Source organism: Phenylobacterium sp. P4_E10 (assembly GCF_056401675.1).
Map to the genome: position 1 here is coordinate 180,858 of NZ_JBFUIW010000004.1, position 19,036 is coordinate 199,893.

Genomic DNA, 19,036 nt, shown 5'->3' on the forward strand with positions numbered 1-19,036 from the left:
CTCGCAGCTAGCCTCCGTCCGGTAATGACCGGGCGGATCGTCATGCGTGTTCGGGAGGGTAGGGGTGTCTAGGGTTCGATTTCGAACCTGACGTACAGCAGAAACCCCCCTCCCGGCGACGGGAGGGGGTTTTGCGTTGCAGGCTCCTTAAGTCGTCGCCGGTCCACCACCGGAGCCCACCATGACCTCGCTCAATCCAGAACTCCTGGCGGCGCTGACGCTCTTCGCGTTTGTCTCCTCGATCACGCCTGGCCCCAACAACACGATGCTGATGGCCTCGGGCGCCAACTTCGGCTTCCGCGCAACCATCCCGCATGGGCTCGGCGTGTCGGTCGGGTTCTTTCTGTTGGTGATGGCCGTGGGCCTGGGGCTGGGCGGCCTGTTCGCCGCCTATCCGCCGCTGCACGACATCCTGGCGGTGGTGGGCGGACTGTATCTGCTGTGGCTGGCCTGGAAGATCGGCACGTCGAAGGGACTCGGCCTGGGGGAGGCCGGCGCGCGGCCGCAGACCTTCCTGCAGGCGGCCGCCTTTCAGTGGGTGAACCCCAAGGCCTGGGCCATGGCGCTCGGCGCGGTCACCGCCTACGCGCCGCGCGAGAACTACGTGTTCAACATCTTCCTGGTCTCGCTGATCTTCACCGCGATCAACCTGCCGTGCGTGATGAGTTGGACCGGCTTCGGCGTGGGCCTGCGGCGCTTCCTCGATCGCCCGGCTGTGCTGCGCGGCTTCAACATCGCCATGGCGCTGCTGCTGGTGCTTTCACTCGTCCCGGTGGCCATGGAGCTGATCGGCGCTTGACGCGCGCCAACGGTTCGCCGATGGCAGGGGCGGAACGCGGGCGTGGCGGAACTGGTAGACGCACTGGATTTAGGTTCCAGCGCCGCAAGGCGTGGAGGTTCGAGTCCTCTCGCCCGCACCATCCTGTATCGCGCCTTCGGCGCTTCGCAGGACGGGTCCTGTCGCGTCGTTCGAGGCGGGATGTTCTCGGAAGTCTTGGCGAAGAGCGCGGTTGACAAGACTGCGCGCCTTTGCGCTTGGACTAGGGCGCTCGAAATGACATAAGAGCGCCCGCTCGCCGCCGCTGGTTCGGCGGCGCATATCTTTTCACCCCTAGGGCGGAACTGCCGGCGCGAGCCCGCGCCGCACTCCGGAAGTTCAAGAATGTCGATGCAGATCGTTGAAAAGTCTGGCGAAGGCCTGAGCCGCGTCTATGGCGTGACCGTCCCGGTCGCGGACCTGAACGAGCGCCTCGAAGCGCGGATCGTGGAAATCACGCCGCAGCTGAACATCAAGGGCTTCCGCCCGGGCAAGGTTCCGGCCGCCCACGTCCGCCGTCTGCATGGCAAGGCCCTGATGGCCGAAGTGGTCGAACAGGCCATTTCCGAGACCGCCCAGAAGGTCCTGGAAGACAACAAGCTGCGCCCCGCCGGCGAGCCGGACCTGAAGCCGGAAGGCGACATCGCCGACGTGATCGAAGGCAAGGCCGACCTGGCCTACGAAATGGCCGTCGAGCTGATGCCGGAATTCGAGCCGACCGACCTGACCAAGATTTCGCTGACCCGCCCGATCTACGAGCCGAGCGAGACGGAAGTCGACGAGGCCGTCGACGAGCTGGCCAAGCAGAACCGCACCTACGAGCCGCGCACCGGCAAGTCGCTGAAGGCCAAGGATGGCGATCAGCTGCTGATCGACTTCGTCGGCCGCATCGACGGTGAAGCCTTCCAGGGCGGCACGGCCGAGGATTCGGAACTGGTGCTGGGTTCGGGCCAATTCATCCCGGGCTTCGAAGACCAGCTGGTCGGCGCCAAGCCGGGCGATGAAGTGATCGTGAAGGTGGCCTTCCCGGCCGACTACCAAGCCGCCAACCTGGCCGGCAAGGACGCCGAATTCACCACCACCGTGAAGGAAGTCCGCGCGCCGGTGGAGTCCAAGGCCGATGACGCCATGGCCGAACGCCTGGGCATCGAGAGCCTCGAAAAGCTCAAGGAACTGCTGAAGTCGAACCTGGAGTCGCAATACGCCGGCGCCTCGCGCTTCAAACTGAAGCGCGCGCTGCTGGACGTGCTCGACGAGAAGCATGACTTCCTGCTGCCGCCGAAGATGGTCGCCGCCGAGTTCGCTGCGATCTGGCAACAGGTCCAGCAGGACAAGGAACGGGGCGGCCTGCCGCCGGAAGACGCCGAGAAGTCGGACGACCAGCTCGAAACCGAGTACCGCAAGATCGCCGAGCGCCGCGTGCGCCTGGGTCTGGTGCTGGCCGAGATCGGCCGCGCCAACAACGTCCAGGTCACCGAGCAGGAGCTGCTGGACGCCATGCGCGCCGAAGCCATGCGCTATGGCCAGCAAGCCCAGCAGATCTTCGACATGTTCCGTCAGAACGCCAACATGCAGGCCCAGCTCCGTGCGCCGATCTTCGAGGACAAGGTCGTCGACCTGATCGTCGAAAAGGCCACCGTGAAGGACGAGAAGGTCTCCAAGGAAGAGCTTCTGAAGGAAGACGACATGCCGGAAGGCTACGGCGCCTAAACGCCGATCGCCTCAAGGCTGACGCATTGAAATCCCTCCCGGCGACGGGAGGGATTTTCTTTAGGACTATCGGTCACCTTGCGCTGGCCCCTCCGCCACGCGATATCGGAGGGGAACGCGGCTCTGTGCGCAGAGTCGACCAATCAGAGAGGCTTACTTTTATGCGTGACCCGCAGATCACCGCCCTGAACCTCGTGCCGATGGTGGTGGAGCAGACGAGCCGCGGCGAGCGCGCCTTCGACATCTTCTCCCGCCTGCTGAAAGAGCGCGTGATCTTCCTGAACGGTCCGGTCGAGGACGGCATGTCGGCGCTGATCTGCGCCCAGCTGCTCTACCTCGAGGCCGAGAACCCGAAGAAAGAGATCCAGATGTACATCAACTCCCCCGGCGGAGTGGTGACGTCCGGCCTCGCGATCTACGACACCATGCAGTACATCCGCTCGCCGGTCGTGACCCTCTGCATGGGCATGGCCGCGTCGATGGGCTCGTTCCTGCTGATGGCGGGCGAAAAGGATCAGCGCATCGCCCTTCCCAACAGCCGCATCATGGTTCACCAGCCCTCGGGCGGTTACTCGGGCAAGGCCTCGGACATCGAGCGTCACGCCGAGGACATCATCAAGACCAAGCGCCGGCTGAACGAGATCTACGCCAAGCACACCGGCCGCACCTATGAAGAGGTCGAGGAAAAGCTCGACCGCGACACCTTCATGACCCCGGAAGAGGCCAAGGAGTGGGGCTTGGTCGATCACGTGATCGAGCGCCGCGCCGACGACTAGACCGGTCATGCCGGGCCACTTCCTCGTCGTAGGCGGGACCGGAATGCTCAGTGGACTTGTGGAGGCGCTCGCCGGAGACGGCGGGCGCTTTTCGCTTTTGTCGCGGCGTGCCTCGCGGGTCGCCGGGGATCGCGGTTTCGACTGCGACTACCACGACGAGGCGGCCTTCCGCCGCGCCTTGATGGCCGCGGTACACCGCAACGGGCAGATCGATCTGGCCGTCGCCTGGTTCCACACCCTGAAGATCCCCGCGCCGCGGCTGCTGGCCGAGCAGGTGAGGGGGCGCATGTTCCAGGTGCTCGGCAGCGCGACCGCCGATCCGGCCCATCCGGACCGCCTGCAGCGGGCGGCGGAGGTCGCTGAAGGCCTGCCCGACTGCCGGCTGCGCCAGGTCGTCCTGGGGTTCGTGCAGGACGACGGCGGTTCGCGCTGGCTGACCAACGCCGAGATCAGCGCTGGAACGCTGGAGGCGATCACCGTGGATCGGCCGCTCACCATCGTCGGCCAGGTGGAGCCCTGGGCCGCTAGGCCCTGAGCCGCTCGCCGGTCAGCGCCAGAAGCGCCGCCCGGCCCTCTGCGCCGCTGACGTCAAAGCGCTCGAAGTCGCCGCCATCGGCTGTGCGGATATCGGCGAACAGGCCCTTGGGGTCCTCGTGGAAATGCAGGAAGGCCTTGGACTTGCGATAGAAGACGCCGCGCTTCTTCTCGACCATGCCCGGGTGGGCGCGCAACTCCGCCAGCAGTGGCTCAAGCTGGTCGAGGGCGTCCTGGCCTGCGTGCTTCATGGCGCTCAGTCTTCGCGGGGATATTGCCCTGGTCTGGCCAGATAGTAGTCCGCCGCCGGCAGGCCGTCTTCAGCCTCCACTGCAGCGTTGAACACCCTTTCGTCGAAGCCGCCGCGCTCGTCCCGCTTGGCCAGGCGACGCTGTTCGACCAGATCTAGGCTGGAGCCGTGCGCCTCGGCCAGGGCGCGGAGCACTTCCAGCACGTCGGCCAGTTCACCGAGCAGATCGCCGTCATTGGCGTCACGGACCTCCAAGGCCTCCTCGACCAACTTCTCGCGAAGCGCGGCCAGGTACTCCGCATCGTCCAGCCGACGGTCGAACACCGCTAGGCCTTGGGCCCGCATCATGGCCGGCAGGCGATCGCGGATCAGCTTCTGGACGCGAAACCGCATCAACGACCTCCAGCAGGGATCAGGGCTTTTCCTGGAACACGCGGTATCCAGGCTCGTCGGCGATGGCCAGCATCTCATGGTCGCCGCTGGTGTCGCCATAGGCCGCCCGCAGTCGCAGGCCCGGGCCGAAGACTTCCTCCAGCCGCCGTACTTTTTCGGCCCCCCGGCAGTTGGAGCCGACGAACGACCCGATCACCCGGTCCCGCTCATCGAACGCCAGTTCCGTCCCCAGGAGCAGGTCGGCGCCAAGGCCGCGGGCGAAGGGGGCGACCACGATCTCCGGCGAGGCGGTGACGATCACCATCTTGGCCCGGCGCTGGGTCCAGCGCCGCCAGGTGCGCAACGCGTCGGGGCGCAGCAGTCGAGGGGCCATCAGCTCGGCGAAGGCCTTGGCGTCGGCCTCCAGGCGCTCGCGCGACACGCCGGACAGGAACTCGCGAGTGGCCGCCGCCTTGATCCGGCCGCGATTGCGATGTCCCAAATATGAAATCGCGCTCGGGATCAGCCGGGCCATGCCGAGATTGTACCGCGCCGGGCCGGCGCGCCACTTCAGGAAGGCCGTATAGCTGTCGTGCGTCGTCAGGGTGCCGTCGAAGTCGAAAGCCACCACGCCGGCGTCCTCAACGCCTTCGTCCAGCGTTTCCGTCTGCGATCCGCCGATGCGCAGCAGTTGTCGTCTAGCCATACGTCCCCCAACGCGCCGCAACCGCATGCGGGTCAACTCAGGCTGAGCCGCTACAGGGCGGCGCGAGCACTTGAGGTGCGGCGTAGTGTGCGGCTCTCTTGCGCCTTTTCGACACAATCCCATCTAGGGATTCGGACATGCCTGCCATCAGGCGCCCCGCCGCCAAATGTCACTGAAGCGTCTCGGAGGCTTGTGATCGTGGCCCGGATCGGGGAATGTCAAGGATTAGACAACCCCGGGCACGTATCCTGCACTGATGGCGTCAGGGACGCCGCCGGGCCGAGCGACGGCGAAAACTTCGGTGGACGCCGCCGAGAGAGTGAGAAACGACCATGACCAAGGCCGCGAGCGGGGACTCCAAGAGCACTCTGTATTGCTCTTTCTGCGGCAAGAGCCAGCACGAGGTCCGCAAGCTTATCGCGGGCCCGACGGTGTTCATCTGCGATGAATGCGTCGAGCTGTGCATGGACATCATTCGGGAAGAACACAAGATTTCCTTTGTTAAATCAAAGGATGGCGTGCCGACCCCGAAGGAAATCCGGGAAGTTCTCGACGACTATGTGATCGGCCAGGACCACGCCAAGAAGGTCCTCTCGGTTGCGGTTCACAATCACTACAAGCGCCTGAACCACGCGACGAAGAACAACGACGTTGAGCTGGGCAAGGCCAACATCCTGCTGATCGGTCCGACCGGCACCGGCAAGACGCTGCTGGCCCAGACGCTCGCGCGAATCATCGACGTGCCGTTCACCGTGGCCGACGCCACGACCCTGACCGAAGCCGGCTACGTCGGCGAGGACGTCGAAAACATCATTCTGAAGCTGCTGCAGTCGGCCGACTACAATGTCGAGCGGGCCCAGCGCGGCATTGTCTACATCGACGAAGTGGACAAGATCAGCCGCAAGTCGGACAACCCTTCGATCACCCGCGACGTGTCGGGCGAGGGTGTGCAGCAGGCGCTGCTGAAGATCATGGAAGGCACCGTCGCCTCGGTGCCGCCGCAAGGCGGGCGCAAGCATCCGCAGCAGGAGTTCCTGCAGGTCGACACCACCAACATCCTCTTCATCTGCGGCGGCGCCTTCGCCGGCCTGGAGAAGATCATCTCGGCCCGCGGCCAAGGCACCTCGATCGGCTTCGGCGCCAAGGTGTCTGACCCGGACGATCGCCGCACCGGCGAGATCTTCCGTCAGGTGGAGCCTGACGACCTGCTGCGCTTCGGCCTGATTCCGGAATTCGTCGGCCGTCTGCCGGTCATCGCGACCCTGGACGACCTGGACGAGCCGGCGCTGGTGAAGATCCTCACCGAGCCGAAGAACGCTTTCGTGAAGCAGTATCAGCGCCTGTTCGACATGGAGAACGTCGGCCTGACCTTCACCGACGACGCCCTGATGGCGGTGGCCCGCAAGGCCATCATCCGCAAGACCGGCGCGCGCGGCCTGCGCTCGATCCTCGAAGGCATCCTGCTCGACACCATGTACGAGCTGCCGACCTATGACGGCGTCGAAGAGGTGGTGGTCAACGCCGAGGTGGTCGAGGGCCGCGCCCAGCCCCTGGTCATCTACGCCGAGCGCCGCGACAAGGGTGGCGCGGCGTAAGCCGGGTCGTACTGAATGATCAAGGGCCCCGCGGACCTGCGCCGCGGGGCCCTTTTCGTTTGGGGTTGAGTGTGAGCCAGGCGCTCACCTCGCCCTGCGACCGCGGCGTAATCGCCGCCACCGGTCATTGCGACGACAGCGCCCGCGGTCCGCTGGTCCTGGCCGGGACCGTGCTGGGTTCGAGCCTCGCCTTCATCGACGGCTCGGCGGTGAACCTGACCCTGCCCGTAATCCAGCGCGAACTGGGCGGCGACGCCGCCTCGGCGCAGTGGGTGATGAACGCCTACGCGCTTCTGCTTGGCGCCTTGGTGCTGGCGGGTGGCGCGGCGGCGGACCGCTACGGCCGCCGGCGAGTGTTCGTGGTCGGCGTGGTGCTGTTCTCCGCCGCCTCGGCCCTCTGCGGCGCTGCGCCGAACCTCTTGCTGCTGATCATGGCCCGGGCGCTCCAAGGGGTCGGGGCTGCGCTGCTGGTTCCGGCCAGTCTGGCGCTGCTGGGCGCGTCCTTCGACGAGAAGGGCAGGGGCAGGGCGGTCGGCATCTGGGCCGGCGTAAGCGGTCTGATGAGCGCCGTCGGCCCGGTGCTGGGCGGCTGGCTGACCGACACCGTCTCCTGGCGGGCGGTTTTCTTGATCAATCTGCCGCTGGCCGCCCTGGCCATCACCTTCATCCTGTCGGGCGCGCGTGAGAGCCGGCTGGCCACGGCCGGTCCTGTCGACTGGGCGGGCGCGGCCTGCGTCACGCTTGGCCTGACCGCGCTGACCTGGAGCCTGACCGAGGCCTCCGGTCGGGGCGCAGGCCCGCTCCTTTGGAGTGTTCTCGCCGTCGGCGCCGCGCTGTTGATCGCCTTCCTGCTGGTCGAGCGTCGGGCGGAAAGTCCGATGGCGCCGTTGGGGCTGTTCAAGTCAAAGGCGTTCAGCGGCGCCAACCTGCTGACCTTCCTGCTCTACGCCGCGTTCGGCGGCGCGCTGTTCCTGCTGCCTTTCCAGCTGATCAACGTGCATGGCTATGCGGCGACGGCGGCGGGCGCAGCGCTGCTGCCGCTATCGGGCGGGCTGGCGGTGCTGTCGCCGCTGACGGGAGCATTGGCGCACCGGATTGGGGTCAGGGCGATGCTAACGCTTGGCCCCTGGCTGGTGGCCGCCGGGTTCGCCAGCCTGGCCTGGAGCGCGCAGCATGGCGGCTACTGGCTGGGGGTGTTTCCCGGCCTCGTCCTGCTGGCGTTCGGCATGGGCGTGACGGTGGCTCCATTGACCGACGCCGTGCTGGGCGCGGCGCCCCGCGAGTACGAGGGCGCGGCCGCAGGCGTGAACAACGCCACCGCGCGGATCGGCGGCCTGATGGCTGTGGCCTTGGCCGGCTTCGTCATCGCCCCCGGCGCGCCGGAGGTTATGACAGAGGGCTACCGATGGGCGATGGTCGCCGCCGCGGCCCTGGCCATCGCCGCGGGGCTGATCGGAGCGCTGACCATGCCGCGGCGCAGCTCTGGGGAAATGAAGTGATGCGGGTCCTGCTCGTTCTCGCCGCCAGCGCCTTGGCGCTGGCCGCCTGCGATCGCAAGCCGCCTGCGGCGGCCGCGCCCGCGGCGTCACAGTCTGCCCCGCGCGCTCCAGCGCCGATCGCTGCGCCCAGCGGCGAGTTCGACCCCATTTCGACCACCGCCATGGGCGTCACCGGCGACTTCACCGCAGCGGACGGAACCCTGAAGTTCGCTCAGGGGCAGAGCTACGCCGTTACAGGCGTCTCGATGCAGAAGGGGAGCGAGCCGTACGCTTCGACCAAGGCCAGCTTCGCCAGCCTGATCAACGTGTCGGACGCGGCCGAGCTGACAGTGTTCAAGGTCGTCGCCGAGGATCCGGCCAAGGCGCCGAACGGCGGATTTTGCGGCAAGACGCCAACCACCTATCTGGTCACCCACAATGGGGTCGATGGGAGCGGGCAGCCCGCCTACGTCATCGTCGCGTTCAGCGGCGCGGCGCCGCCCAGCGCCGCCTCCGCCGAGACCGAGCTCTGCGGCACGTTCATGTACGCGCCGCGGTACGACTAGGCAGAGGCTCTGGATGAAATGTTGAAAACTGAGGCCTCGCGGGCGGCCGGCGTCTGCAAGTTCTTCGCGCTACCCTGTCACTTCGTCGCGGACCACTCTGGCCGCGCTTGAATGCGGCGACGAAGCGTCCACATAAATGAGCCGAGAAGCCGCCGTCGAAGGCGGACGGGCCGTCCGACTCAGACGCATCGTCTGTAGTAACCGCGGTCCGGGGGCCGAGCCTGGTGTTCCAACGGGCCGGCAGGAGTTAGAACGCATCATGTCCGAGATCAAAACCCTTCCCATTCTGCCGCTGCGGGACATCGTGGTGTTCCCGCATCAGCCGGTGCCGCTCTTCGTGGGCCGGGAGAAATCCGTACGCGCGCTCGAAGAGGCGATGCGGGGCGAAGGCAAGCAGATCCTTCTGGCGACGCAAAAGGACAAGGACGACGACGATCCGTCGCCCGAGGCCATCTATGACGTCGGCGTCGTCGCGACGGTCCTGCAGCTGCTGAAGCTTCCCGACGGCACCGTGAAGGTGCTGGTGGAAGGCAAGGCCCGCGCCGGCATTTCCCGCTTCACCGCGCAGGAAGAATACTACGAAGCCGAGATCGCCTTCATTTCTGAGGACGGCGCCGCTTCGCCGGAGGCCGAAGCGCTGTCGCGCGCGGTCGTCGAGCAATTCGAAAACTACGTCAAACTGAACAAGAAGGTGCCGCCGGAGGCCCTGGCCTCGATGCCGCAGGTCGACGCGCCCGGCGAACTGGCCGACCGCATCGCCTCGCACCTGTCCGTGAAGATCGCCGAGAAGCAGAGCCTGCTTGAGGTCTTCAACGTCGTGAAGCGCCTGGAGAAGGTCTACGCCCTGATGGAGGGCGAAATCTCGGTCATGCAGACCGAGAAGAAGATCCGCAACCGCGTGAAGCGGCAGATGGAGAAGACCCAGCGCGAGTACTATCTCAACGAGCAGATGAAGGCGATCCAGCGCGAGCTGGGCGAGCAGGACGATCAGCGCGACGAGCTGCTCGAGCTCGAAAAGCGCATCAAGAAGACCAAGCTGTCCAAGGAGGCCCGCACCAAGGCCGAGGGCGAGCTGAAGAAGCTGCGCAACATGAGCCCGATGTCGGCGGAATCGACCGTCGTGCGGAACTACCTCGACTGGCTGCTGTCGATCCCGTGGGGCAAGGCCAAGACCAAGGCTATCGACCTGAACAAGGCCGAGGAGATCCTGAACCGCGACCACTTCGGCCTCGAGAAGGTCAAGGAGCGGATCCTGGAGTACCTGGCCGTGCAGGCGCGGACCGGTTCGCTGAAGGGCCCGATCCTCTGCCTGGTCGGTCCTCCCGGCGTGGGCAAGACCTCGCTGGGCAAGTCGATCGCTGAGGCGACCGCGCGTGAATTCGTGCGCGTCTCCCTGGGCGGCGTGCGCGACGAGGCCGAGATTCGCGGCCACCGCCGGACCTATATCGGCTCCATGCCGGGCAAGATCATTCAGTCGATGAAGAAGGCCAAGTCGACCAACGCCTTCTTCCTGCTGGACGAGATCGACAAGATGGGCAGCGACTACCGGGGCGACCCGGCCTCGGCCCTGCTTGAGGTCCTGGACCCGTCGCAGAACTCGACCTTCGCCGACCACTATCTGGAGGTGGACTACGACCTGTCGCCGGTGATGTTCGTCACCACCGCCAACAGCCTCAACATGCCCCAGCCGCTGCTGGACCGCATGGAGATCATCCGCATCCCCGGCTACACCGAGGATGAAAAGGTCGAGATCGCCAAGCGCCACGTCCTGCCGAAGCTGACCAAGGACCACGGCCTGACGGCCGAGGAGTTCGTGGTGCCAACGGAGACCATCCGCGACCTGATCCGCTACTACACCCGGGAAGCCGGCGTCCGCTCGCTCGAGCGGGAACTGGGCAATCTGGCGCGTAAGACGGTTCGGGATCTGGGCCGCGAGGCCGTCACCTCGATCACCGTCGACGCCGATCGGCTGGCCAAGTACGCGGGCGTTCAGAAGTACCGCTACGGCGAGACCGACGCTGAAGATCAGGTCGGCATCATCACGGGCCTCGCCTACACCGAGTTCGGCGGCGATATCCTGACCATCGAAGCGGTCAAGATGCCGGGCAAGGGCCGCATGTCCATCACGGGCAACCTGAAGGACGTGATGAAGGAGTCCATCGCGGCGGCCAACTCGTATGTCCGCAGCCGGGCGACCCACTTCGGCATCGAGCCTCCGGTCTTCGAGAAGACCGACGTGCACATCCACGTGCCGGACGGCGCCACGCCCAAGGACGGTCCGTCAGCGGGCGCGGCGATGGCCACGGCAATCGTCTCGGTGCTGACCGGCATTCCGATCCGCAAGGACATCGCCATGACCGGCGAAGTCACCTTGCGCGGCCGGGTGACCGCGATCGGCGGCCTGAAGGAAAAGCTGCTCGCGGCTCTGCGCTCCGGCGTGAAGACCGTGCTGATCCCGCAGGAGAACGTGAAGGACCTGGCCGATATCCCCGACAACGTGAAGTCGGCGCTCGAGATCGTGCCGGTTTCCAACGTCGACGAGGTGTTGGCGCGGGCGCTGATTCAGCCCCTGAGTCCCATCGAATGGAACCCTGCGGACCAGCCGGCGGTGTCGGTTCAGGCCGATGATGGGGCCGACGAGGCCGTGATCACCCACTAATCAGTGGAAAACTGAGAAAAAATAAGGCGGCGCGAGGTCTTCTCGCGCCGCCTTTGTTTGACGCGCGAGAATCGACCGCCATAATCGCGCAACGCGAAGCAGCCTCGCGCTTCCGCGAGGGGTTCGCGGTTTGAATAACGGGCTGGGAGAGACAGGAAATGACCAAGGCCGAACTCGTCACGGCGATCGCCGACAAGGCGGGCCTCAACAAGGCGCAGGCGAAGGACGCTCTGGAAGCGTTCATCGATAGCGTCACGGAGTCGCTGAAGGCGGGGCAGGAAGTCCGACTCGTCGGTTTCGGCAGCTTCGTTCCGGTGACCCGCGCCGCGGGCACTGCGCGCAACCCGCGCACCGGCGAGACCGTGAGCCGTCCGGCTTCGAAGACCGCGCGCTTCCGCGTCGGCGAAGGCCTGAAGGGCTCGCTGAACTAAGAACCGTCCATACGGTTTAGCGTTCAAGGGGCGGCCTCCGGGATTTCGGAGGCCGCCCCTTTTCGCATTATATGGGGCGGCTAGCTCAGCTGGTCAGAGCACCTGGTTTACACCCAGGGGGTCGGGGGTTCGAACCCCTCGCCGCCCACCAGCCTTCGCCCGTTCCACGGGCTACGGCTCGGCAAGCCCCATCCAGGGCGAAGGCTGCCGCGCCGAAGCGTAGCGAAGGCGGGCTTCTGAGTTGAGTGAGTGGCTCGGCCCGTTYCWCGGGCTACGGCTCGGCAAGCCCCATCCAGGGCGAAGGCTGCCGCGCCGAAGCGTAGCGAAGGCGGGCTTCTGAGTTGAGTGAGTGGCTCGGCCCGTTYCWCGGGCTACGGCTCGGCAAGCCCCATCCAGGGCGAAGGCTGAAGGCCGGGCCGGGACAAGACGTGAGGGGGCAATCCTGAAGTACGTCTACATCCTTGAGAGCACTGACGATCCGGGTCGCCACTATGTCGGCCTCACCAGCGACCTGCGTGCGCGGCTCGAACGCCACAATGCTGGACAGGTCAGCCACACTTCCAAGTTCGCACCCTGGCGGGTGAAGTCCTATTTCGCCTTCGCCGACGAACTCAAGGCCATAGCGTTCGAGAAATACCTGAAGAGCGCTTCTGGGCGCGCGTTTGCTAAGAAACGACTTTGAGCATGCTCCACCGCCCCCTCGGCGCCACTGGCCTCAGCGTCTCCGAAATCGGCCTCGGCTGCGCCAGCTGGTGGGGCCAGAAGGCGTTTGACGAGCGCCAGGCCATCGCCCTGGTCCATGCCGCGCTCGATCACGGCGTTACCTTCTTCGACACCGGCCCGGCCTATTCGGGCGGCGAGGCCGAGCCGCGGCTCGGTCGGGCGCTGAAGGGCAGGGCGCTGGACGGTCTGGTCATCGCCACTAAGGCCGGCACCTGGCATGACGGTCATCGCGTCCTCCGGGATTTCCGCCCGGCCGCCATCGAGGCCAGCGTCGAGCGTAGCCTGCGCCATCTCGGCCTCGAAAGCCTGCCGCTGCTTCAGCTGCACGGCCCCGCCATCGCCGAATTGAATGACGACATGTTGGCCATGCTGGAAGGCCTCAAGCGCCGCGGCCTGGTCCGCGTTGTGGGCGCCAACAGCTTCGATCCGGCGGTCGCCGCCCATGTCGCCAGCCTGCCGACCTTCGACGTCGTGATGGTCGACTACAACGTTCTGCGGCCGGAGCGCGCGCCGCTGATCGCCGAAGCGGCCGAGCAGGGCAAGGGCGTGCTGGCCGGCATGGCGCTGGCCATGGGGCATCCGAATCGCCAGGTGCTGCGTATCCGTGCCCCCCGTGACGTCTGGTACGCCCTGCGCGCGCTGAAGAACCACCGGACCGACATCGCCAAGGGCGCCCGCTTCGGCTTTCTCGCCGACACGCCGGGCATGAGCGCCGCCCAGGCCGCCCTGGCCTATGTGCTGGCCAATCCCCACGTCTCCTGCGCGGTCATCGGCACCACGCGGATGGGCCACCTGCTGGAGAACCTGGCCGCATCGGGCATGAGCCTGCCAACAGCGACCCTGGCGCAAATACGCCGCGCCCAGGGCATGGAGTAGGGCGGTGAGCGACGAGGACTTCCTGAAACGGGCCGTGGCTCTGGCCGAATCCAATGTGCGCGACAGCGGCGGCCGTCCCTTCGGCGCCCTGGTGGTCAAGGACGGCGCGGTGCTGGCGAGCGGCGTCAACGAGATCGGCGTCACCGGGGACCCCACCGCGCACGCGGAGCTATCCGCCATCCGCAGGGCGGCCCAGGTCCTGGGCTCGCCCCGTCTGGACGACTGCGTGGTCTACGCCAGCGGCCAGCCGTGCCCGATGTGTCTCTCGGCGATGTACCTGACCGGCGTGAAGGCGGTCCGCTTCGCCTTTTCCAACGTGCAAGGCGAGCCGTTTGGCCTCTCCACCGCGGCGGTCTACGCCGAGCTGGCTAAACCCCTGGACGCCCAGGCGCTCGACATCCGGCAGGTCGCCGTCGGCGAGCCCGAAGCTTACCGGATCTGGGCGGCGACACGCTCAAGCTAGCCGCGCCAACCGAACTTAGTTTGGTTTCAATGGCTTGTTGTCGGCTCGGTCCGATTGGTCTTTGATCGCTCCCAACGGCGCCCCGAGCGCCGACCACAGGGAGTTCGTGCGATGGCTGACGGCGCCATGAAGCTGGCCGACGAGGCGCGCGCCCGCGCCTTTTCCATCCCGCTGGATGAGATCCACCCCGGCGATCCTGAGCTGTTTCGCACCGACACCCACTGGCCGTACTTCGAACGCCTGCGCCGCGAGGACCCGGTCCACTGGTGCAAGGACAGCGAGTTTGGCCCGTACTGGTCGGTCACCAAGTACAACGACATCATGGCGGTCGACACCAATCACGGGGTCTTCTCGTCCGAGGCGGCGCTCGGCGGCATCACTATCCGCGATGCCCGGCCTGACCTGCGGCGGCCCAGCTTCATCGCCATGGACCCGCCCAAGCACGACGTGCAGCGCAAGACCGTCAGCCCCGTCGTCTCCCCCGCCAACCTGCAGGTGCTGGAGCCGCTGATCCGCGAGCGCGCCGCCCGCATCCTCGACGAGTTGCCGATCGGCGAGACCTTCGACTGGGTCGATCGGGTCTCCATCGAGCTGACCACCCAGATGCTGGCCACCCTGTTCGACTATCCGTTCGAGCGCCGGCGCGAACTCACGCACTGGTCCGACGTGGCGACCTCCATGCCGATGCCCGGCGGCCTGGTGGAGACGGAGGAGGCCAAGCAGGCCGAGCTGATGGAGTGTCTGTCCAGCTTCAACGAGCTCTGGAACCAGCGGGTCAACGCGCCGCCCACCGGCGACCTGATCTCGATGCTGGCCCACGGCGAGGCGACTCGGAACATGAGCCCGGACGAGTATCTCGGGAACATCATCCTGCTGATCGTCGGCGGGAACGACACCACCCGTAACTCGATCAGCGGCGGCGTCCTGGCGCTGAACCAGAATCCCGACCAGTACGACAAGCTGCGCGCCGATCCGTCGCTGGTCCCGTCGATGGTCTCCGAGATCATCCGCTGGCAGACCCCGCTCGCTCACATGCGCCGCACCGCCCTGGCCGATGTCGAGGTCGGCGGCAAGACCATCCGCAAGGGCGACAAGGTCGTCATGTGGTACGTCTCGGGCAACCGCGACGACACCGTTATCGACAGCCCGGATCGTTTTATCATCGACCGTGAGCGGCCGCGTCAGCACCTGTCGTTCGGCTTCGGCATCCACCGCTGCGTCGGCAACCGGCTGGCCGAGCTGCAGCTCCGCATCGTCTGGGAGGAGATCCTCAAGCGGTTCTCGTTCGTCGAGGTGGTCGGCGAGCCGCGCCGCGTCCGCTCCAGCTTCGTCAAAGGCTACGAGACCTTGCCGGTGCGGCTGCACGCTAAATAGTTCCTCCCCCGCTGGGGGAGGTGGATCGGCGCACCAGCGCCGAGAGGGGGTATGCCGATGGACGGCGTCCCCCTCAGCCGGCCATGCGGCTGGCAGCTCCCCCAGAGGGGGAGCAATGATGGCCCCGCCCGCCCAAATACCCTTCCGCGACGGCGCCCTTTTCCTCGTCCGCGAGAGGCGTAGTCTGCCCGCATAACAACGATAAACGGGCGGAGACGAGACATGGCTGCCGGCGTCGACCTTGGGCCTCTTGATCAGGCGTTGGAGACGGCGCACCTGCCGGCGCTCTCCGCAGCCCTGGTCCATCTGACCGGCGATCCGGCGTGGCTGCGGCCCGAATGGCGGCCGATGTATACGCCGTTGTCGCGCGGCGAGACCGGGGTCCCCGAGGACGAGCAGGCCAAGATGCGCGCCTTGGCCAAGGTCGCCATCACCGACTACCTGACCGGCAAGACGCCGATGGCGCCGACCCCTGGGCCCGAGTTGGTCCGCCAGATGATGAGCTTCGTGGCCGGGGCCGACATTCCCGACGGCTATGGCGAGTTTCTCACCGACGAACTGGCCCTCGACGGCCATTCCTCCAAGGACCCGCAGTGGTCGCCGGAGGTGAAGAGCGTCGCGCGGCGGATGCATGTGCTGGTGGTCGGGGCGGGGATGTCGGGCCTGCTGACCGCTCTGCGCCTGGAACAGGCCGGCGTGCCGTTCGAGGTGGTCGACAAGAACGCCGACGTCGGCGGGACCTGGCTGGAGAACTCGTATCCCGGCTGCCGGGTCGACTCCTCCAACCACATGTACTCCTACAGCTTCGAACCCAATCACTTCTGGCCTCAGCACTTCTCGACCCAGCCGGTGCTGCTCGACTATTTCCGCGGGGTGGCCCAGCGCCATGACCTGAAGAAGCACATCCGCTTCGAGACCACGGTCGAGGAGATGGTCTGGGACGAGCATCGCGCCCTCTGGAAGGTTCGCCTGAAGACGCCCAATGGGATCGAGCATGCCGAGGCGAGCGCCGTCGTCACGGCGGTCGGACAGCTCAATCGACCGCGCTATCCGGAGATCAAGGGCCGCGAGCGCTTCTCCGGGCCGGCCTTCCACTCGGCCGAATGGCGGCACGACGTCGACCTGACCGGCAAGCGGGTGGCGGTGATCGGCACTGGCGCCAGCGCCTACCAGTTTGTCCCCGAGATCGCCGGCAAGGTCGGCAGTCTGACCGTCTTCCAGCGCACGCCGCCGTGGGGCTTCCCGGTGCCGCACTATCACGAGGACGTCCCGGAAGGGATGAACTGGCTGATGGAGCACGTGCCGCTCTATGACAAATGGTACCGCTTCTGGATGTTCTGGATGGTGACCGACGGCCTGCTGCCGATGGTCACCGCCGATCCGGGCTGGAATGGTCCCCCGACCGCGGTCAGCGAGCTCAACCAGGGCTTCCGTGAGATGATCGCCATGGCCATTGCGGCCCAGGCCCCGGAGCGCCCCGACCTGGTCGAGAAGGTGATTCCGACCTATCCGATCGGCGGCAAGCGCTCACTGCTGGACAACGGCGTCTGGATGGCCGCCCTGCAGCGCCCGAACGTCGAACTGGTGACCGAGGGGATCAGCGAGATCACCGAGACGGGCGTCGTCACCGCCGACGGCCAGGTCCGCGACTTCGACGTCGTCATCTACGGCACAGGCTTCTACGCCTCGAAGTTCCTGTGGCCGATGCAGATCAAGGGCCGCGGCGGGGCCGACCTGCACGAGACCTGGGGCGGCGACGCCAAGGCCTATCTCGGCATGACCACGCCGGGCTTCCCGAACCTGTTCATGATCTACGGCCCCAACACCAACATCGTGGTCAACGGTTCGATCATCTTCTTCTCGGAGTGCAGCGTCCGCTACATCGTCGGCTGCCTGAAGTTGCTGGCGGAAACCGGCTCGGCGGCGATGGAGCCCAAGCGCGAGGTCCATGACGCCTTCAACGTCAAGATCGACGAGGGCAATCGCCTGATGGCCTGGGGCGCCCCGCAGGTGTCCAGCTGGTACAAGAACGAGAAGGGCAGGGTGAGCCAGAACTGGCCCTTCGCCCTGGTCGACTACTGGCGCGCCACCCTGGCGCCCGATCCGAAGGACTTCGTGCTCAGCAAGAGCGCCGAACTGGTCGGTTAGCGAGAGGGAGGGGAACCGGATGAGCGAACTTCAAGGCGGCTGCGCGTGCGGCAAGGTGCGCTACAAGATCAGCCAGGCCCCGATGGGCGTTGGGGTCTGCCATTGTCGCCAGTGCCAGTACAGCAGCGGCGGCGGCCCCAACTACGTAGCGCTGGTCCTGCGCTCAGACTTCGAGGTCACCAAGGGCGAGCCCAAGACCTTCGCCAGCCCCGGCGGCAGCGGTCAGGACGTGCTGCGCGCCTTTTGCCCGGACTGCGGCACGCCGCTCTACTCCGATCCGGGCTCGATCCCGTTCCTGGCGGTCAAGCTGGGCGGGCTGGACGATCCGTCGGCGCTGTCGCCCGGAATGCACATCTGGACCGTCGAGGCGCCTTCCTGGCACCAGATGACGCCCGGTCTGCCGGCGTTCGAGCGCGGCCCGCCCGGCTAGGCCGGCCGCGCATGGCGGCGGGGGGCGCCGGCGCTATAGCTGATCGCTCGACGCGTTCGCTGGAGATTTCCGCATGTCCCTGAAGCTCGCCGTCATCGTCTGCTCTACCCGCCCTGGCCGGGTCGGCATCTCCATCGCGCGCTGGTTCGAGGGCTACGCCAAGGCGCACGGCGGCTTCGATGTGACGCTGGAGGATCTGGCCGACTACGACCTGCCGGTCTTCGACGAGCCGCACCATCCGCGGCTGCGCAAGTACGAGCACGATCACACCAAGGCCTGGAGCGCCGCGGTCGAGCGGGCCGACGCCTACGTGTTCGTGACGCCGGAGTACAACTACGGCCCGCCGCCGTCGTTCGTGAACGCGATGAACTACCTGGTCCTGGAATGGCAGAACAAGGTGGCCGGCTTCGTCAGCTACGGCGGCGTCTCCGGCGGCATCCGCGCCGTGCAGACCGAAAAGCTGATGCTGACCAGCTTCAAGATCATGCCTCTGCCGGAGCTGGTGATGATTCCGATGTTCCCCCAGCACCTGGATGCGGAAAAGAACTTCACCCCGAACGAAATCCACCTGACCTCGGCCAAGACCATGCTCGACGAGCTGGCCCGCTGGGGCGCGGCGTTGAAAGCGATGCGGGCGGGCGGCTAGCCAAGCTTTCTTGCGGCAGGTTCCTGCGCGATTCAGCAGGAAACCTGCCGATAGGCCTCAGACATGCCGAAACCCGCCGTGAGCGCGGCGGTGGGTCTATCTATCTGTTCGGAAAAGAAGAAGTGGCGCGAATGACGGGGCTCGAACCCGCGACCTCCGGCGTGACAGGCCGGCGCTCTAACCAACTGAGCTACATCCGCGTGACGGCGACGTCGCCGCGAGGGGCGTCTGATATGACCGACCCGGAATCGTGTCAACGGCCAATCTCGTTCAGCTGTGGATAAAGCGCCCCGCCCGACGATTTCCCGCCATTCGGCAGGAATGGGGCCTCAAGAATTGATAACGATTATCATTCGTATTATCTGACCAAGTGAAGTTCAGGCCGCCTGTTCGTGAGCCTGAGGCGCGAGCGCAAGCTGCGGATTTCTCGAACAATGCTGGCTGCGCGCATTTGCGATACCACCGGTCGCACCACGCCGTTT

The 19,036-nt window shown here is 66.3% G+C and carries 19 protein-coding genes and 3 tRNA genes; 18 read left to right on the forward strand and 4 right to left on the reverse strand.

From position 1 onward, the window contains the following. Positions 1 to 181: 181 nt before the first annotated feature. The 5 genes from AC1DQJ_RS06555 (at position 182) to AC1DQJ_RS06575 (ending at position 3,838) form a co-directional block, all read left to right on the forward strand. Positions 182 to 799 carry a LysE family translocator gene (locus AC1DQJ_RS06555; protein WP_477601459.1) on the forward strand — a complete coding sequence of 206 codons (618 nt, stop codon included), beginning with the start codon at positions 182 to 184 and terminating at the stop codon, positions 797 to 799. Positions 800 to 835: 36 nt separating this feature from the next. Then, positions 836 to 920, forward strand: a tRNA-Leu gene (locus AC1DQJ_RS06560). 248 nt (positions 921 to 1,168) lie between these two features. Next, positions 1,169 to 2,527 (forward strand): trigger factor, encoded by a 1,359-nt coding sequence (gene tig, locus AC1DQJ_RS06565; protein WP_477601665.1) that lies wholly within the window; start codon positions 1,169 to 1,171, stop codon positions 2,525 to 2,527. Between the two features lie 161 nt (positions 2,528 to 2,688). Then, positions 2,689 to 3,303 carry an ATP-dependent Clp protease proteolytic subunit gene (locus AC1DQJ_RS06570; protein WP_477601461.1) on the forward strand — a complete coding sequence of 205 codons (615 nt, stop codon included), beginning with the start codon at positions 2,689 to 2,691 and terminating at the stop codon, positions 3,301 to 3,303. Positions 3,304 to 3,346: 43 nt separating this feature from the next. Continuing rightward, positions 3,347 to 3,838 (forward strand): Rossmann-fold NAD(P)-binding domain-containing protein, encoded by a 492-nt coding sequence (locus tag AC1DQJ_RS06575; protein WP_477601463.1) that lies wholly within the window; start codon positions 3,347 to 3,349, stop codon positions 3,836 to 3,838. On the opposite strand, the gene AC1DQJ_RS06580 is transcribed toward AC1DQJ_RS06575, so the two are convergent. The 3 genes from AC1DQJ_RS06580 to AC1DQJ_RS06590 are packed head-to-tail and all read right to left on the reverse strand — an operon-like array spanning position 3,828 to position 5,165. Beyond that, complete coding sequence (locus AC1DQJ_RS06580) at positions 3,828 to 4,088, reverse strand: hypothetical protein (RefSeq protein WP_477601465.1); 261 nt, start codon at positions 4,086 to 4,088, stop codon at positions 3,828 to 3,830. The genes AC1DQJ_RS06575 and AC1DQJ_RS06580 overlap by 11 nt on opposite strands. Positions 4,089 to 4,093: 5 nt before the next feature. Beyond that, positions 4,094 to 4,480 carry a hypothetical protein gene (locus AC1DQJ_RS06585; protein WP_477601467.1) on the reverse strand — a complete coding sequence of 129 codons (387 nt, stop codon included), beginning with the start codon at positions 4,478 to 4,480 and terminating at the stop codon, positions 4,094 to 4,096. A 19-nt stretch (positions 4,481 to 4,499) separates the two neighbouring features. After that, a complete protein-coding gene (locus AC1DQJ_RS06590; RefSeq protein ID WP_477601469.1) occupies positions 4,500 to 5,165 on the reverse strand; it encodes an HAD-IB family hydrolase in 666 nt (221 codons plus the stop codon). A gap of 332 nt (positions 5,166 to 5,497) precedes the next feature. Here AC1DQJ_RS06590 and clpX point away from each other — a divergent pair, with 332 nt between their 5' ends. The 13 genes from clpX to AC1DQJ_RS06655 all read left to right on the forward strand — a co-directional run bounded on the left by clpX (position 5,498) and on the right by AC1DQJ_RS06655 (position 18,554). Continuing rightward, complete coding sequence (clpX, locus tag AC1DQJ_RS06595; protein ID WP_477601470.1) at positions 5,498 to 6,760, forward strand: ATP-dependent Clp protease ATP-binding subunit ClpX; 1,263 nt, start codon at positions 5,498 to 5,500, stop codon at positions 6,758 to 6,760. A gap of 71 nt (positions 6,761 to 6,831) precedes the next feature. After that, entirely contained in the window at positions 6,832 to 8,259 is a 1,428-nt protein-coding gene (locus tag AC1DQJ_RS06600) for a DHA2 family efflux MFS transporter permease subunit (RefSeq protein WP_477601472.1), read from the forward strand. Continuing rightward, a complete protein-coding gene (locus AC1DQJ_RS06605) occupies positions 8,259 to 8,804 on the forward strand; it encodes a hypothetical protein (protein WP_477601474.1) in 546 nt (181 codons plus the stop codon). Before AC1DQJ_RS06600 ends, AC1DQJ_RS06605 begins: the two co-directional genes overlap by 1 nt. A 259-nt stretch (positions 8,805 to 9,063) precedes the next feature. Next, a complete protein-coding gene (lon, locus tag AC1DQJ_RS06610) occupies positions 9,064 to 11,463 on the forward strand; it encodes an endopeptidase La (protein WP_477601476.1) in 2,400 nt (799 codons plus the stop codon). A gap of 158 nt (positions 11,464 to 11,621) precedes the next feature. Continuing rightward, the gene (locus tag AC1DQJ_RS06615; RefSeq protein ID WP_267233024.1) at positions 11,622 to 11,894 is read left to right on the forward strand and encodes an HU family DNA-binding protein; all 273 of its coding nucleotides are present in this window, start codon (positions 11,622 to 11,624) and stop codon (positions 11,892 to 11,894) included. Between the two features lie 74 nt (positions 11,895 to 11,968). Continuing rightward, a tRNA-Val gene (locus tag AC1DQJ_RS06620) sits at positions 11,969 to 12,045 on the forward strand. A 198-nt stretch (positions 12,046 to 12,243) separates the two neighbouring features. After that, the gene (locus tag AC1DQJ_RS06625) at positions 12,244 to 12,576 is read left to right on the forward strand and encodes a GIY-YIG nuclease family protein (protein WP_477601479.1); all 333 of its coding nucleotides are present in this window, start codon (positions 12,244 to 12,246) and stop codon (positions 12,574 to 12,576) included. Between the two features lie 2 nt (positions 12,577 to 12,578). After that, positions 12,579 to 13,493, forward strand: coding sequence for an aldo/keto reductase (locus AC1DQJ_RS06630; RefSeq protein ID WP_477601481.1), 915 nt, complete (start codon positions 12,579 to 12,581; stop codon positions 13,491 to 13,493). A 4-nt stretch (positions 13,494 to 13,497) separates the two neighbouring features. Then, the gene (locus tag AC1DQJ_RS06635; protein ID WP_477601482.1) at positions 13,498 to 13,956 is read left to right on the forward strand and encodes a nucleoside deaminase; all 459 of its coding nucleotides are present in this window, start codon (positions 13,498 to 13,500) and stop codon (positions 13,954 to 13,956) included. Between the two features lie 111 nt (positions 13,957 to 14,067). Continuing rightward, on the forward strand, positions 14,068 to 15,330 hold the full coding sequence (locus AC1DQJ_RS06640) for a cytochrome P450 (protein WP_477601484.1): 1,263 nt from the start codon (positions 14,068 to 14,070) through the stop codon (positions 15,328 to 15,330). 222 nt (positions 15,331 to 15,552) lie between these two features. Then, entirely contained in the window at positions 15,553 to 17,478 is a 1,926-nt protein-coding gene (locus AC1DQJ_RS06645) for a flavin-containing monooxygenase (RefSeq protein WP_477601486.1), read from the forward strand. A 19-nt stretch (positions 17,479 to 17,497) separates the two neighbouring features. Beyond that, positions 17,498 to 17,908, forward strand: coding sequence for a GFA family protein (locus tag AC1DQJ_RS06650; RefSeq protein WP_477601488.1), 411 nt, complete (start codon positions 17,498 to 17,500; stop codon positions 17,906 to 17,908). A gap of 73 nt (positions 17,909 to 17,981) precedes the next feature. Then, on the forward strand, positions 17,982 to 18,554 hold the full coding sequence (locus tag AC1DQJ_RS06655) for an NADPH-dependent FMN reductase (RefSeq protein WP_477601490.1): 573 nt from the start codon (positions 17,982 to 17,984) through the stop codon (positions 18,552 to 18,554). Positions 18,555 to 18,677: 123 nt separating this feature from the next. On the opposite strand, the gene AC1DQJ_RS06660 is transcribed toward AC1DQJ_RS06655, so the two are convergent. Then, positions 18,678 to 18,754 (reverse strand) — tRNA-Asp (locus AC1DQJ_RS06660). Positions 18,755 to 19,036 lie beyond the last annotated feature (282 nt).